The sequence below is a fragment of the Burkholderia sp. WP42 genome (assembly GCF_000745665.1).
GTDB classification, from domain to species: Bacteria; Pseudomonadota; Gammaproteobacteria; order Burkholderiales; family Burkholderiaceae; genus Burkholderia; species Burkholderia vietnamiensis.
The window spans coordinates 47,172-61,243 of sequence record NZ_JQJT01000016.1; the positions used below are offsets into that span (position 1 = coordinate 47,172).

General features: G+C 68.3%; 11 protein-coding genes. 4 read left to right on the plus strand and 7 right to left on the minus strand.

The annotated features are described in order from the left end of the window. Positions 1-6: 6 nt before the first annotated feature. Positions 7-1,224 carry a multidrug efflux RND transporter periplasmic adaptor subunit CeoA gene (ceoA, locus tag EX20_RS09285; protein WP_011880928.1) on the minus strand — a complete coding sequence of 406 codons (1,218 nt, stop codon included), beginning with the start codon at positions 1,222-1,224 and terminating at the stop codon, positions 7-9. Positions 1,225-1,255: 31 nt separating this feature from the next. Continuing rightward, the gene (locus EX20_RS09290; RefSeq protein ID WP_034193356.1) at positions 1,256-2,116 is read right to left on the minus strand and encodes an alpha/beta hydrolase; all 861 of its coding nucleotides are present in this window, start codon (positions 2,114-2,116) and stop codon (positions 1,256-1,258) included. A 173-nt stretch (positions 2,117-2,289) separates the two neighbouring features. Here EX20_RS09290 and ceoR point away from each other — a divergent pair, with 173 nt between their 5' ends. Together ceoR and EX20_RS09300 are read left to right on the plus strand one after the other, a co-directional pair. After that, a complete protein-coding gene (gene ceoR / locus EX20_RS09295) occupies positions 2,290-3,294 on the plus strand; it encodes a putative multidrug efflux transcriptional regulator CeoR (RefSeq protein WP_011880930.1) in 1,005 nt (334 codons plus the stop codon). Between the two features lie 468 nt (positions 3,295-3,762). Further along, entirely contained in the window at positions 3,763-4,056 is a 294-nt protein-coding gene (locus EX20_RS09300; protein WP_011880932.1) for a DUF4148 domain-containing protein, read from the plus strand. Between the two features lie 206 nt (positions 4,057-4,262). Here the strand turns inward: EX20_RS09300 and EX20_RS09305 are convergent, their stop codons facing one another. The 4 genes from EX20_RS09305 to EX20_RS09320 form a co-directional block, all read right to left on the minus strand. Beyond that, the gene (locus EX20_RS09305) at positions 4,263-5,360 is read right to left on the minus strand and encodes a purine-nucleoside phosphorylase (protein ID WP_034193357.1); all 1,098 of its coding nucleotides are present in this window, start codon (positions 5,358-5,360) and stop codon (positions 4,263-4,265) included. 312 nt (positions 5,361-5,672) lie between these two features. Then, on the minus strand, positions 5,673-6,263 hold the full coding sequence (locus tag EX20_RS09310; protein WP_034193358.1) for a LysE family translocator: 591 nt from the start codon (positions 6,261-6,263) through the stop codon (positions 5,673-5,675). A gap of 175 nt (positions 6,264-6,438) precedes the next feature. Next, positions 6,439-7,503, minus strand: a complete 1,065-nt coding sequence (selD, locus tag EX20_RS09315) for a selenide, water dikinase SelD (protein ID WP_034193359.1) — start codon at positions 7,501-7,503, stop codon at positions 6,439-6,441. 272 nt (positions 7,504-7,775) lie between these two features. Then, entirely contained in the window at positions 7,776-9,284 is a 1,509-nt protein-coding gene (locus EX20_RS09320) for a MocR-like pyridoxine biosynthesis transcription factor PdxR (protein ID WP_011880936.1), read from the minus strand. A 126-nt stretch (positions 9,285-9,410) separates the two neighbouring features. On the opposite strand from EX20_RS09320, the gene EX20_RS09325 reads away from it, so the two are divergent. Both EX20_RS09325 and gabD read left to right on the plus strand, forming a co-directional pair. Then, on the plus strand, positions 9,411-10,694 hold the full coding sequence (locus EX20_RS09325) for a 4-aminobutyrate--2-oxoglutarate transaminase (protein WP_011880937.1): 1,284 nt from the start codon (positions 9,411-9,413) through the stop codon (positions 10,692-10,694). A 77-nt stretch (positions 10,695-10,771) separates the two neighbouring features. Continuing rightward, positions 10,772-12,235, plus strand: coding sequence for an NADP-dependent succinate-semialdehyde dehydrogenase (gene gabD / locus EX20_RS09330; protein ID WP_011880938.1), 1,464 nt, complete (start codon positions 10,772-10,774; stop codon positions 12,233-12,235). Between the two features lie 123 nt (positions 12,236-12,358). Here the strand turns inward: gabD and EX20_RS09335 are convergent, their stop codons facing one another. Beyond that, a complete protein-coding gene (locus tag EX20_RS09335; protein WP_034193438.1) occupies positions 12,359-13,903 on the minus strand; it encodes a methyl-accepting chemotaxis protein in 1,545 nt (514 codons plus the stop codon). Positions 13,904-14,072 lie beyond the last annotated feature (169 nt).

Genomic DNA, 14,072 nt, shown 5'->3' on the forward strand with positions numbered 1-14,072 from the left:
TGCCGCTTACGATTCCGCCTTCGCCGGTGCGGCCGGCTTCGCGGCGTCCGCGAGCGGCGCGGACGGATCGTCGCCGCCCGTCATCGGCACCATGTGCGGCTTGACCTGCTCGCCCGGCCGCACGCGCTGCGTGCCGTTCACGATCACGCGATCGCCGGCGGCAAGCCCGCTCACGATCACGCGCCGGTTGCCGTGCTGCATGCCCTGCTGCACTTCGCGGTACGACACGCGGCCCTGCTGGTCGACGACGAACACGAACTTCTTGTCCTGGTCGGTGTTGATCGCCGCATCGTCGACGAGCAATGCCGGGTGCGGCGCGCTGCCGCCGACCTTCACGCGCGCGTAGAGGCCCGGCACCAGCGTGCCGTCAGCGTTGTCGAAGCGCGCGCGCACGCGGATCGTGCCGGACGACGTGTCGAGCCGGTTGTCGACCGAGTCGATCACGCCGCTGCGCGAATAGCCGGTTTCGTTCGCGAGGCCGAGCTCGACCGGCACCTTGCGGCCGTCGCGCGCGCCGTTGATGTATTGCAGGTAGGTCTGTTCGTCCGCGTCGAACGACGCGTAGATCGGCGACACCGATACGAGCGTCGTCAGCGGCGTCGCCGCGGCGCCCGCCGACACGACGTTGCCCACGGTGATCTCGGCGCGCGACACGCGGCCCGACACGGGCGCGGTGATGCGCGTATAGCCGAGGTTGATGCGCGCCGTTTCGAGCGCGGCTTCGGCCGCCTTCAGGTTCGCGCTCGCCTCGCGCGCCGCGTTCTGCTTCTCGTCGTAGTCGCGCTTCGCGATCGCGTTGTCGCCGATCAGCCGCTGCGCGCGCTGCCAGTCGCTCTGCGCGTAGCCGTTGCGCGCCTGCGCGGCCGCGAGCTGCGCGGCGGCGCGATCGGTCTCGGCCTGGTACGGGCGCGGGTCGATCACGAACAGCACGTCGCCCTTCTTCACGAGCGCGCCGTCCTTGAAGTTCACCGCGACGATGGTGCCCGACACCTGCGGACGCACGTCGACCTTCTCGACCGCCTCGAGGCGGCCCGAGTAGCTTTGCCAATCGGTGACGGTTTGCGGCACGACGGTCGCGACGTCCACTTCGGGCAGCGGCGCTGCGGCCTTGTCGGGCGCGTTCGCGTTCACGCGCATCGCGCCGAACGTGCCGAGACCGACGACGGCGAGCGTCGCGATCGCCGCGGTGGCGATTCGGGAGCGGGTGGTGCGTAGGATGGCCATGTGGATCTCCGGTAAGCGAGGATTGGTGTGGTTATTCGGAACGATTCGGCTGACGGGCCTGGAAGCGGCACTGGAAGAAGCGCACGGCCTCCTCCAGCGCGGCCGCATGGGTCGCGAGCGCGGCGTGCGTGACGTCCGGGTAGCGGATCACCTGCGTGAGCACGCCCGACGAAATCAGGCAGCCCGCATATTTCTCCGCCTCGACGTGCAGCACGTCGTTCTGCGCGGTGACGATCAGCGTCGGCGGCAGCCCCGCGAGGCGCACCGATTCGAGCGGCGCCGCATACGGGTGCATGCGCTGCGCGGCCTGCGGCAGGTACGCGCGATAGCAGGCCGCGCATTCGCGGGCGGTGATGTCGGACGACAAGCGGTCGGCGTCGCCGATGCGGGTCATGCTCGGATCGAGCATCGGCCCGAACAGCGCCTGCGCGGCGATCGGCACCTCGCCGCGATCGCGCGCGATGAACGCGAGACAGTTCGCGAGCTGGCCGCCCGCATCGTGCCCCGCGACGCCGATCTTCTTCGGATTGCCGCCGAACGCGCGGGCGCGCGTCGCGGCCCAGACGGCCGCGCGATACGCATCCTCCGGCGCGGCCGGAAACGGAAAGGCCGGCGCGAGCGAATAATCGACCGACACTACGAGAGCCGGTAAGCGTTCTGCTAAAAAGCGCGCGGCGAAATCGGCGTCGTCGAGCGTGCCGCGCACGAAACCGCCGCCGTGAAAGTAAAGCACTACCGGCAATCCGGTTTTGTCGGCACGCCGATACAGACGCAACGCGATGTCCTGCGCGTAGCCGGGAATTTCCACGTCCGCGACCGTCAGTGCCGCGCCGGCTCTGGCTTCGACGGGCAATGCGGCTTTCAGGAATTTGCTGAATTCAGAAGCGTCCATGACGATGCGGCATCCATTTCGAGATGGAACGAATTCTGGGTCCGGCAGACATTGGGATAAATGCCTATAATCCGGCAACACAATTCAACGCCCCCGAACAATCCCAGGCTGCGTCGCCTATAAAGTGACGCAGCCTCTTTGTTCCTGAGGCTCATTAGATCGTGGAGGTTGTGATGGACCGGCTTCAGGCCATGCAGGTGTTTACTCGCGTCGTCGATACAAGCAGCTTCACCAAGGCAGCAGAAACGCTGAGCCTGCCGCGGGCGTCCGTCACGACGATCATCCAGAATCTCGAAGCGTTCCTCGGCGTGCGGCTGATGCACCGGACCACGCGCCGTCTGTCGCTCACGCCCGACGGCGCCGCGTACTACGAACGTTGCGTGCGGATCCTCGCCGATGTCGAGGAAACCGAAGCAAGCTTCCAGAACAACAACCGCAAGCCGCACGGCAAGTTGCGCATCGACATGCCGGGCTCGATCGGGCGGCTGCTGGTGATTCCGTCGCTGTGCGAATTCCACACGCGCTATCCGGACATCGATCTGCAGCTCGGCTTGTCGGATCGTCCGGTCGACCTGCTGCAGGAAGGCGTCGACTGCGTGATCCGCGTCGGCGCGCTGCAGGATTCGTCGCTCGTCGCACGGCGGGTCGGCCTGTTCGAATGCGTGTCGGTCGCCGCGCCCGCGTATCTCGACAAGTACGGCGAGCCGCGCAGCATCGAAGATCTCGCCGAGCACAAGGCGGTCAATTACTTTTCGAGCCGCACCGGCCGCACGATCGACTGGACGTTCCTGACCGACGGCAAGGAAGTCGAAGTGAAGATGAACGCGATCGTGTCGGTGAACGATGCCGACGCGTACGTGACCTGCGGGCTCGAAGGCTTCGGGCTGATCCAGCCGCCGCTGTTCATGGTGCTGCCGCACCTGCGCGACGGCCGGCTCAAGGAAGTTCTGCCGGGCCTGAAGCCGCTGCCGATGCCGATCTCGGTCGTGTATCCGCACAGCCGCCACCTGTCGCCGAAGGTGCGCGTGTTCGTCGACTGGATCGCCGAAGTGTTCGACCGCTGCCCGCTGTTGAGCGGCAAGGGCAGCCTCGACGCGACGTGCAGCAAGCGCACGTTCGAGGAAGCCGAGCGCGCGCCGGCGCTCGACACGCCGGTCATCAACGAGTGGGTCGCGTAGCCGCTTAGTCTGACGAGCGGCGCGCGGGCCGCGCGCTCGCGCGTCTCCGCGCTTTCTTCATACCTCGATCGGTCGGCCTTCCAGCACGTTCTCCTTCCGCGGATGCGTCGTGCTCCTGCAGACGTCGCAGCGGCGCGCACATCGCGTCTTTCCGGAATCCGCATCACACCTTTGCATCGCGCGCGGCAATCGCCGCGTCGCGCCGACACGCCGTCGCGAAGTCGGGCCTCATCGCCGCGAGCCGCGCCACAGGCGGCTGTGCGCGATTCCGGCAGCGCCGTGCGGCCGTGACGGATCGCGATTGTTCCAGCATCGCGACAATTCAATTCGCATCAGCTGCATTTATCGCGCCGGGACACACACCTAGAGTTAACCCTGTCGCGCACATCGTTGCGCATCCAACATCCCGTTCGACGGGACCGGAGCGAGCGCTCTTGCGCCAACTCCGACCAACACAGGAGTTACGTCATGAACCGCCGCCATCTTCTCTCCGCCATCGCACTCGCACTCGCCGTGTCCGCGCCGGCATTCGCCGATACCAATGCGCCGCAAGCCGCCAACTACGCCGGCGCGTCGTACACGCAGCCGAGCAACGGCCCGCGCACGCGCGCCGAAGTCAATGCGGAAGTCGAACAGGCACGCCGCGACGGCACGCTCGCATACCTGCGCAAGGTGAATTCGTATCCGCAAGGTGTCGAGCTCGCGCAAGGCCCGTATCGCCCGACGCCCGAAGGCAACCAGCTCGCCGGCGCAGGCCGGTAAACGCATGACGCCGCGCGACGGATCGTCCGTCGCGCGGCGTCGCGAACCCGACACACGTCAGTCAGTTGCAGGAGTCCGTGATGAACGATCAACTTCCTTCGCCGCTCGATCATTGGGACGACACGACGCCCGTCTGGACGCCGTTTCGTTCGTCGTCGCAACCGCACTGAACGCGTCCGTCACGCGCCGATGCGAGCGCCGGTGCGTCATCGACGCGGCACGCCGTCGCGCCATTCGCCCCAGTGCGTGACGATGTCCTGCACGAGCGGATTGCCCGCGCGATAGAGGTTTTCCGTCGCGGGCGCGAAGCCGCCCTGATCCGCGTAGTTCAGCAGGTTGTCGGCGCTCGTCTGGCCCGCATACGGGCGGTCGAAGTCGGAGCCGGTGCGCAGCACGGCGACGCGCGACAGGTCGACGCGCTTCACGCTCGCCGCGCGCTTGAGCGCCTCGTACGTCGCGTTGTCTTCCTGCGCGGTCATGCAGTAGGTGCCCTTGCCGTCGGTGAGGATCTTGGTCCATTGACGCGCGCGCTCGCCGATCAGCGTGCCCGAGAACCACGTATTGCCCGACGACGTGTCGCACTGGATCACCGTCGGCGGCCGGTTCGCCGGCGCATACGTGAACTTCGCGCGCGCGGCCTGCGCCTGCGCGCTGTCGGCAAGCACGACGTTGCGCGACAGCGCATAGGCGGCATCGGTCAGCTGCGCGTTGAGCTGGAACACTTCGGTGCGGTAGTCGAGCGGCGGCTTGTCGCTCGGGCTCTTCGTGTTGATGCCGAGGAAGCCGGTGTTCCAGCCGGCGGGAATCTCGCGCGCGTCGAGTTCCCACTGCAGGCTGAAATCGACGAGGTATTTCGACCACGCCGCGGAACCGACCGTGCCCTGCGCGGGGTCGACGCCCGCGATGCCGGACACGAGGAAGTAGGTGCGGCGCAGGTCGAAGCGCGGCGAGAACGTGAGCGCCATGATCGTCGCCGATGCGTTCGCGTAGCCCATGCCGGTCGTCACCACGCAGACGTCCTGCCGGTTGCAGTGGACGACCGGATAGTCGGGCGACAGGCCCGGCACCGCGACGTCGCGCCACGGGCCGAGCCGGTCGAGCCACGCCTGGCCCTCCGGACCGAACATCGTGATGATCATGACCTTGACCGGGCGGCCCTGTGCCGCGGTCTCGGCGAATGCGGCGTTGGCCGTCGTGGCCGCGTTGCCTGCGTCGTCGCGCTGATGGTCCTGCGCGATCGACGGCGCGGTCGCACAGGCGGCGAGCGAGAAGGCGGCTGCGGAAAGAATGGAGCGAGTCAGCATCGGCGTTCCTTGTTTCGATGATGTTGGGTGAGAACGGCTGTCGGAGACTGCGCGACCGAGTATAGAACGCGGGTCTGCGATGCGGAACCCGACTACGAAACGGGGGGTTGGGGGAAATGGCGCGGGGTGATTGAAGGTGCCGATAACGCTGATTACGCTGATTACGCCGGTTGCCGGTTGCGCGGATCAGCGCGTTCGCGCCGTAATCGCCGCACGCCGCTGCGACCGACACTGAGAATCGCTACGAGGCCGCGTGCCACGGCATGCAGGCATTCTTGAGCGGCCGAGGCTTCGACGACCGTCCCGGCCCCGCTACGCGCGGACGATCCCCGCGACGCCATAACCGAGCACGACCAGCGCAGCAAGCACGTGGCTCGCCGCGAGCCATCGCGGCGACTTCACGACGCGCGCGATCGCGCTGCCGCCGAACGCGAACACGAGCTGGCCGACGAGACTGCCGGCAAACACGCACGCCGCCCCGAGCAGCCAGTGCCGGTACGCGCCGGCCGCCGCGGCCGCATAGCCGTAGAACAGCAGGATGGTCAGCGGATTCGCGAGCGTGACGAAGAACATCGACGTGAACGGCCGTGTGCCCGGCGGCGGCGCGGCGCCGTCGAGCGTGCGGCGCCGGTCTTTCAGCGCGTGCCACAGCATGCGTGCGCCCATTGCGAGCAACACGAGCGCGCCGACCAGACGAAACTGCGCAAGATGCGACGCGAGCGTGTGCGCGAGCATCGCGCCGATCGTGAACGCGGCAACCGCATAGCAGCCGTCGGCCGTCGCGACGCCCGCTGCCGCGCGCACACCGCTCGCAATGCCGGCGCGCAGCGCATGGTTCGCGATCATCAGCGCGACGGGGCCGACCGACAGCGCGACCGTCAGCCCGAACAGGAAATCGTTCATCGCCCGCGACGGCTGTCGATACGCGCCGTCGATTGCGACGCGCGGCGACGATCGTGTGCGATCGAAATCTGCGTCACACGATGTCGACTCTCCACGGCCCGTCCACCCTCTCGCCGATCACCACCGCGCGATTGAAACCACGAGCGGCGAAGATCCCGCGCGATCGAAACCCGCGTCACGCGACCTCGACGCGCGACGCCCCGTCCACCATCTCGCCGATCACGGCCGCACGGTCGAAGCCGTCGGCGCGGAAGCACGCGAGCACGTCGTCGACGGCTTCCGGCGCGCACGCGACCAGCAGCCCGCCCGACGTCTGCGGATCGGTGAGCAGCGCCTGCGCGACGGGCGGCAGGTTGTCGGCGAGCCGCACGTCGGCGCCATACGCCGCCCAGTTGCGCCCCGACGCGCCGGTGAACACGCCGTCGGCGACGAACGCCTCGACGCCCGCCAGCCACGGCAGCGACGCGTAATGCACGCGCGCGGTCAGCCCCGCGCCGCGCGCCAGCTCGAGCGTGTGGCCGAGCAAGCCGAAACCGGTGACGTCGGTCAGCGCGTGCACGCCCGGCAATGCCGCGAGTTCGGCGCCCGGCCGGTTCAGCTTGGTGGTCGTCGCGAGCATCTGCGCGTAGCCGGCGGCGTCGAGCTGATTCTTCTTCAGCGCGGCGGACAGCACGCCGACGCCGAGCGGCTTGCCGAGCACGAGCACGTCGCCCGCCCGCGCGGCCGCGTTGCGCTTCACGCGCGACGGATGCACGACGCCGATCGCGGCAAGCCCGTAGATCGGCTCGACCGAATCGATCGAATGGCCGCCCGCCACCGGAATGCCCGCTTCCGCGCACACGGCTTCGCCGCCGCGCAGCACGGCCGCGATCGTCTCGTGCGGCAGCACGTTGATCGGCATGCCGACCAGCGCGAGCGCGAGGATCGGCTTGCCGCCCATCGCGTAGACGTCGGACAGCGCGTTGGTCGCGGCGATGCGGCCGAAGTCGAACGGATCGTCGACGATCGGCATGAAAAAGTCGGTGGTCGCGACGATCGCCTGCTCGTCGTTCAATCGGTAGACGGCCGCGTCGTCGGAGGTTTCGGTGCCGACCAGCAGATCGGGAAACAACGCGGGCGGCGTGGCCCGCTTCAGCAGCTCGGACAACACGCCCGGCGCGATCTTGCAGCCGCAGCCGCCGCCGTGCGACAGGCTCGTCAGGCGCGGAACGGCGGGCGGAGTGAGGGTGGCTTCGGTCATCGTCGGTATCCGGTGAATAACAACGTTCCATTATCGACAATTCCGCGCGAGCACGCGCGATATCCGGATGCGGGATGGAATGCGTGCGCCGCGGTCCACGTCGGCGCAAACCGCGAAGTCGGCACGAACCGGGCAAACCGCATGGTCCGACGCGGCGCCTCGGCTACGACACGGGCGTGTCACGCGTTCACCGTCGCGTCGCACGTGTCCTACGACGCGGCCGCCTCCGGTCGCGACCACGCCACCACACGCCCACACACGCCCACTCCCCATCAAGCCGCCGCAACGACCCCGTCGAACGCCCGCTCGTCGATCGCTTCCGCGAGCTTCGCGAACGCGGTCGCGATCTCGTCCTCCGGCACGCACGCATAGCCGAGCAGCAAACCCGATGCCGCGCGCTCCGGTTGCGCGTAATAGCCGGACAGCGGCCGCACGACGATGTTGCGCTCCAGCGCGGCCTGCGCGACCGCGCGATCGTCGGCGCCGTCGGGCAGCCGCGTGACGAGATGCAGCCCCGCATCGCTGCCGAGCGCGTGCAGCGTGTCGCCATAGCGTCGCGCGACCGCGTCGAGCAGCACTTCGCGGCGCTGTCCGTACAGCGTGCGCATCTTGCGGATATGCGAAACGAAATGCCCGTCCGCGATGAACTCGGCCAGCACCGCCTGCTGCAGCAGCTGCCCTTCGCGGTACAGCTCGGCGCTCGCGGTCGCGAAGCTCTCCGCGAGCGGCTCGGGCGCGACCAGATAGCCGACCCGCAGCCCCGGAAACAGCGTCTTGCCGAAGCTGCCGACGTAGATCACCTGCCCGGCCGTATCGAGCCCCTGCAACGACGCGAGCGGACGGCTGCCGTAGCGGAATTCGCTGTCGTAGTCGTCCTCGATGATCCAGCAGCCGTGCTGGCGCGCGTATTCGAGCAACATGCGGCGGCGCGCGAGGCTCATCACCATGCCGAGCGGATACTGGTGCGACGGCGTGACCAGCATCAGCTTCGGCGGCTCGGCGAGATCGTCGGCCGACGGCGCGATTCCTTCGTCGTCCACCGCGATCGGCCGGGTGGTCAGCCCCGACACGTTCAGCACGCTGCGCACGCCCCAGTAGCACGGGTCCTCGGTCCAGATCACGTCGCCCGGATCGGTCAGCACGCGCACCGCGAGGTCGATCGACTGGTGGATCCCGGTGGTAATCACGATCTGCTCGGGCGTGCAGCGCACCGAGCGCGACGTGCGCAGATAGTCGGCCAGCGCCTCGCGCAGCAGCGCGAGGCCGCCGCCCGGCGCGTAGGTCAGCAGATCGGGGCGCAGGCGCCGCCAGTACTTGTTGTGCAGCCGGGTCCAGACACGCGCCGGAAAGCGCGACACGTCGGGCACGCCCGGCATGAACGCGCCGCCCTGGCGCTTCGACACGCCCGCGCCTTCGACGAGCCGCGTGCCGCGCGCCGACAGCCGCCGCGCCGGCGAGGCCGCCACCGCCGGGCTCGCGCCCGGCTCGAGCGGCGCGCCGACGATTTCGTCCGGCGCGCTGTCGGCGACGAACGTGCCGCGCCCCGTCGCCGAATGCACGTAGCCTTCGAGCGCCAGCTGTTCGTACACCTGCGTGACCGTGTTGCGCGCGATGCCCAGCTCGGCCGCGAGCAGCCGCGACGACGGCACGCGCGTGCCGGCCGGCAGCTCGCGCGACAGGATCGCCTGCTGCAGCAGCCGGTGCAGCTGCCGGTAGATGGGCTGCTCGCTGCCGCGCACGAGGCGCTGCGCCAGCCAGTCCGACAACACGCTTGCGCGCATGATTGGCTCCTGAATATTTATTGAAATGGCTCTGATTGCCGGAGCCAAATGTGATTATAGTCGCCTCCATGGGCTGCCAACGCGGCCGATTTTGACCTCACCGGACACAACATCAAGGAGCTGACCGTGAAGAATGCCGACCTGCATGCCCGCAAGAACGCCGCCACCCCGCGCGGCGTCGGCGTGATGTGCGATTTCTACGCCGCCCGCGCCGAAAACGCGGAGCTGTGGGACGTCGAGGGCCGCCGCTTCATCGATTTCGCCGCCGGCATCGCCGTGCTGAACACGGGCCACCGCCACCCGAAGATCGTCAAGGCGATCGCCGACCAGCTGAACTGCTTCACGCACACCGCTTACCAGATCGTCCCGTACGCGTCGTACGTCGAGCTGGCTGAAAAGATCAACGCGCGCGCACCGGGCGACTACCCGAAAAAGACGGCGTTCTTCACGACCGGCGCCGAAGCCGTCGAAAACGCGATCAAGATCGCGCGTGCGGCAACCGGCCGTCCGGGCGTCATCGCGTTCGCCGGCGGGTTCCACGGCCGCACGATGATGGGCATGGCGCTGACCGGCAAGGTCGCACCGTACAAGCTGAACTTCGGTCCGTTCCCGGGCGACGTGTTCCACGCACCGTACCCGAACCCGCTGCACGGCGTGACGACGGCCGACTCGATCAAGGCGATCGAGATGCTGTTCAAGGCCGACATCGATCCGAAGCGCGTCGCCGCGATCATCTTCGAACCGGTCCAGGGCGAAGGCGGCTTCAACCCGGCGCCGGCCGACTTCGTGCGCGCACTGCGCAAGATCTGTAACGAGCACGGCATCATGCTGATCGCCGACGAAGTGCAGACGGGCTTCGCGCGTACCGGCAAGCTGTTCGCGATGCAGCAGTACGACGTGCTGGCCGACCTGATCACGATGGCCAAGAGCCTCGCGGGCGGCATGCCGCTGTCGGGCGTCGTCGGCCGTGCGGACGTGATGGACGCGGCAGCGCCCGGCGGCCTCGGCGGCACGTACGCGGGCAACCCGCTCGCCGTCGCGTCGGCGCACGCGGTGCTCGACATCATCGACGAAGAGAAGCTGTGCGAACGCGCGACGCAACTGGGCGACGCGCTGAAGGCGAAGCTGAACGCGCTGCGCGCCGACATCGCACCGATCGCCGACGTGCGCGGTCCGGGCGCGATGGTCGCGGTCGAGTTCGTGAACCCGGCCACGGGCGAGCCCGACGCCGACTTCACGAAGCGCGTGCAGGCGCGTGCGCTCGAGCGCGGTCTGCTGCTGCTCGTGTGCGGCGTGTACTCGAACGTCGTGCGCTTCCTGTTCCCGCTGACGATTCCGCAGGCCGTGTTCGACGAAGCGCTCACGATCCTCGAGGAAGTGCTGAAGGAAACGGTCGGCGTACCGGCCTGAGTTCCCGTCAACCGAATGCGCCGCTGCCGTCGTACCGACGGCAGCGGCCGTTTCATCTTCAACGCAGGCTATTCAATATGAGCACGGAAAACCTGGCACTGAAAGATCCGTCGCTGCTGCGCCAGCAGGCGTACATCAACGGCGAATGGCAATCCGCGGCGAACGGCGAGTCGTTCGAGGTCCGCAATCCGGCCACCGGCGGCCTGCTCGGCACCGTGCCGGCGATGGGCGCGGCCGAGACGCGTCAGGCGATCGACGCCGCGAACGCCGCCTGGCCGGCGTGGCGCAAGAAGACCGCGAAGGAACGCGCGGCGATCCTGCGCAAGTGGCACGACCTGATGATGGAGAACGCCGACGATCTCGCGCTGATCCTGACGACCGAACAGGGCAAGTCGCTGGCCGAAGCGAAGGGTGAGATCGGCTACGCGGCGTCGTTCCTCGAGTGGTTCGCCGAGGAAGGCAAGCGCGTGTACGGCGACACGATCCCGACGCCGGCGAGCGACAAGCGCATCGTCGTGACGAAGGAAGCGATCGGCGTGTGCGCGGCGATCACGCCGTGGAACTTCCCGGCGGCGATGATCACGCGCAAGGTCGGCCCGGCGCTCGCCGCAGGCTGCCCGATCGTCGTGAAGCCGGCCGAGGCGACGCCGTTCTCGGCGCTCGCGATGGCCGTGCTGGCCGAGCGCGCGGGCGTGCCGGCCGGCGTGTTCAGCGTGGTCACCGGCGACCCGAAGGCGATCGGCGGCGAACTGACGTCGAACCCGATCGTGCGCAAGCTGTCGTTCACCGGCTCGACGCCGGTCGGCCGCCTGCTGATGTCGCAATGCGCGGCGACGGTCAAGAAGGTGTCGCTCGAGCTCGGCGGCAACGCGCCGTTCATCGTGTTCGACGATGCCGATCTCGACGCGGCCGTGCAGGGCGCGATCGCATCGAAGTACCGCAACAGCGGCCAGACCTGCGTCTGCACGAACCGCTTCTACGTGCACGAAGCCGTGTACGACGCGTTCGCGCAGAAGCTCGCGGCGGCGGTCGGCCAGCTGAAGGTCGGGCGCGGCACGGAGCCGGGCGTCACGCAGGGGCCGCTGATCAACGAAGCGGCCGTGCTGAAGGTCGAGGCGCACATCGAGGACGCGCTCGCGAAGGGCGCCACCGTCGTCACGGGCGGCAAGCGCCATGCGCTCGGCCACGGCTTCTTCGAGCCGACCGTGCTGACCGGCGTCACGCCGGCGATGAAGGTCGCGAAGGAAGAAACCTTCGGGCCGCTCGCGCCGCTGTTCAAGTTCGGCAGCGACGACGAGGTGATCCGCCTCGCGAACGACACCGAATTCGGCCTGGCCGCGTACTTCTACAGCCGTGACATCGGCCGCGTGTGGAAGGTCGCCGAAGCGCTCGAATACGGGATGGTCGGCGTGAACACGGGCCTCATCTCGAACGAGGTCGCGCCGTTCGGCGGCGTCAAGCAGTCGGGCCTCGGCCGCGAAGGCTCGCACTACGGCATCGACGACTACGTGGTCATCAAGTACCTCTGCCTGGCCGTCTGACGGTTCGGGCCTGTCGCGCAAGCGGCAGGCCCTGACCGCCCGGCCGGAACCGGGCGGTCACGACGCGGGCCGGCGTCCCCTCTCCGCCGTGCCCGCGTCACCTCCTCGTGCGCGCCTGCGCGCTCAACGAAACACGTTCACCGCATCCACCAGCCGCGTCGCCTGCTGCTTCAGGCTCTCCGACGCCGCCGCGCTCTGCTCCACCAGCGCCGCGTTCTGCTGCGTGATGTTGTCCAGATGCACGACCGCCTGATCGACCTGCGCGACGCCCGTGCTTTGCTCGGCCGTCGACGAGCTGATCTCCGCGATCAGGTCCGACACGCGTTTGACCTGCGCGACGATGTCCTCCATCGTCTTGCCCGCGCCGTCGACGATGCGCGAGCCCGACTCCACCCGCTCGACGCTCGCGCCGATCAGCGCCTTGATCTCCTTCGCCGCGTTCGCGCTGCGCTGCGCAAGCGCGCGCACCTCGCCCGCGACGACCGCGAAGCCGCGGCCCTGATCGCCGGCACGCGCCGCTTCGACGGCCGCGTTCAGCGCGAGGATGTTGGTCTGGAACGCGATCCCGTCGATCACGCCGATGATGTCGGCGATCTTGTGCGAACTCGCGGTGATGTCGTTCATCGTCGCGACCACTTCGTTGACCGCCTGCCCGCCGCGCATGGCCGCCTCGCTCGCCGACACCGACAGCTGGTTGGCCTGCAGCGCCGTCTCCGCGTTGCTCGACACGGTGGCCGTCATCTCGGCCATCGACGCGGCCGTCTGCTGGACGCTGGTCGACGCCTGTTCGGTGCGCGCGCTCAAGTCGTTGTTGCCCTGCGCGATCTCGTTGCTCGCGCGCTGCACGTTGTGCACCTGCTCGCTGACGTCGTCCACCAGCCAGCGGAACATCAGCCCGAGCTGGTTGATCGTGCGCAGCGTCATGCCGATCTCGTCGACGCGGTTCATCGCCACGCCGCTACGGCTCTCGCCGGTCGCCACCCGCAGCGCCTGGTCGCGCAACTGGATCAGCGGACGCGCGATCTGCGCGTCGAGCCACAGCCCGGCGGCCAGCGACGCGCCGGCCGTCACCGCCGCAAACCCGGCCAGCGCGCCGCCGCCGAGGCCGCACGCCCAGCCGGCGCCGACCACGACGGGCGCCAGCACGCCGAGCGTCGCATGCAGCCGCGCGCGCACCGACATCGTCTGGAACAGCGACGCGACGCGCATCAGCCCGGTGCGCACGACCAGGCCCTTATGGAAACGCCGACTGCCGGCCTTGCCTTCGCGGAACGCGCGGTACAGCGCATCGGCAGCCGCGATCTCGTCGCGCGACGCCTTCGTGCGCACCGACATGTAGCCGGTCGCCTGGCCGTTGCGCATCACCGGCACCGTATTCGAACGCACCCAGTAGTGATCGCCGTTCTTGCGGCGGTTCTTCACGAGCGCCGTCCATGGCTCGCCGTTCTTCAGCGTCGCCCACATGTCGGCGAATGCCTCCTTCGGCATGTCCGGATGGCGCACGACGTTGTGCGGCTGACCTTCGATTTCTTCCGGAGAAAATCCGCTGACCTGAATGAACGCCGCGTTCGCGTACTGGATGTAGCTGTTGGCGTCGGTGGTCGACATCAGCGTCGCGTCATCGGGAAACTCGAATTCGCGTTGCGTGACAGGCTGGTTATTGCGCATGGTATGAGGTTCCTGGTGGCGGATCTTGCGTCCGCTCGTGAATAGGATCGAGGCCGGATGCAGCGCGCTCGCGCCGCATTCGGTCAATCAGACTCCTGCGCTTTCGGCAAATCTGGCGAAAACCTTATGCCGCCCAAGGGTAAATTCGCATTAATTCCGCTTCACGCGC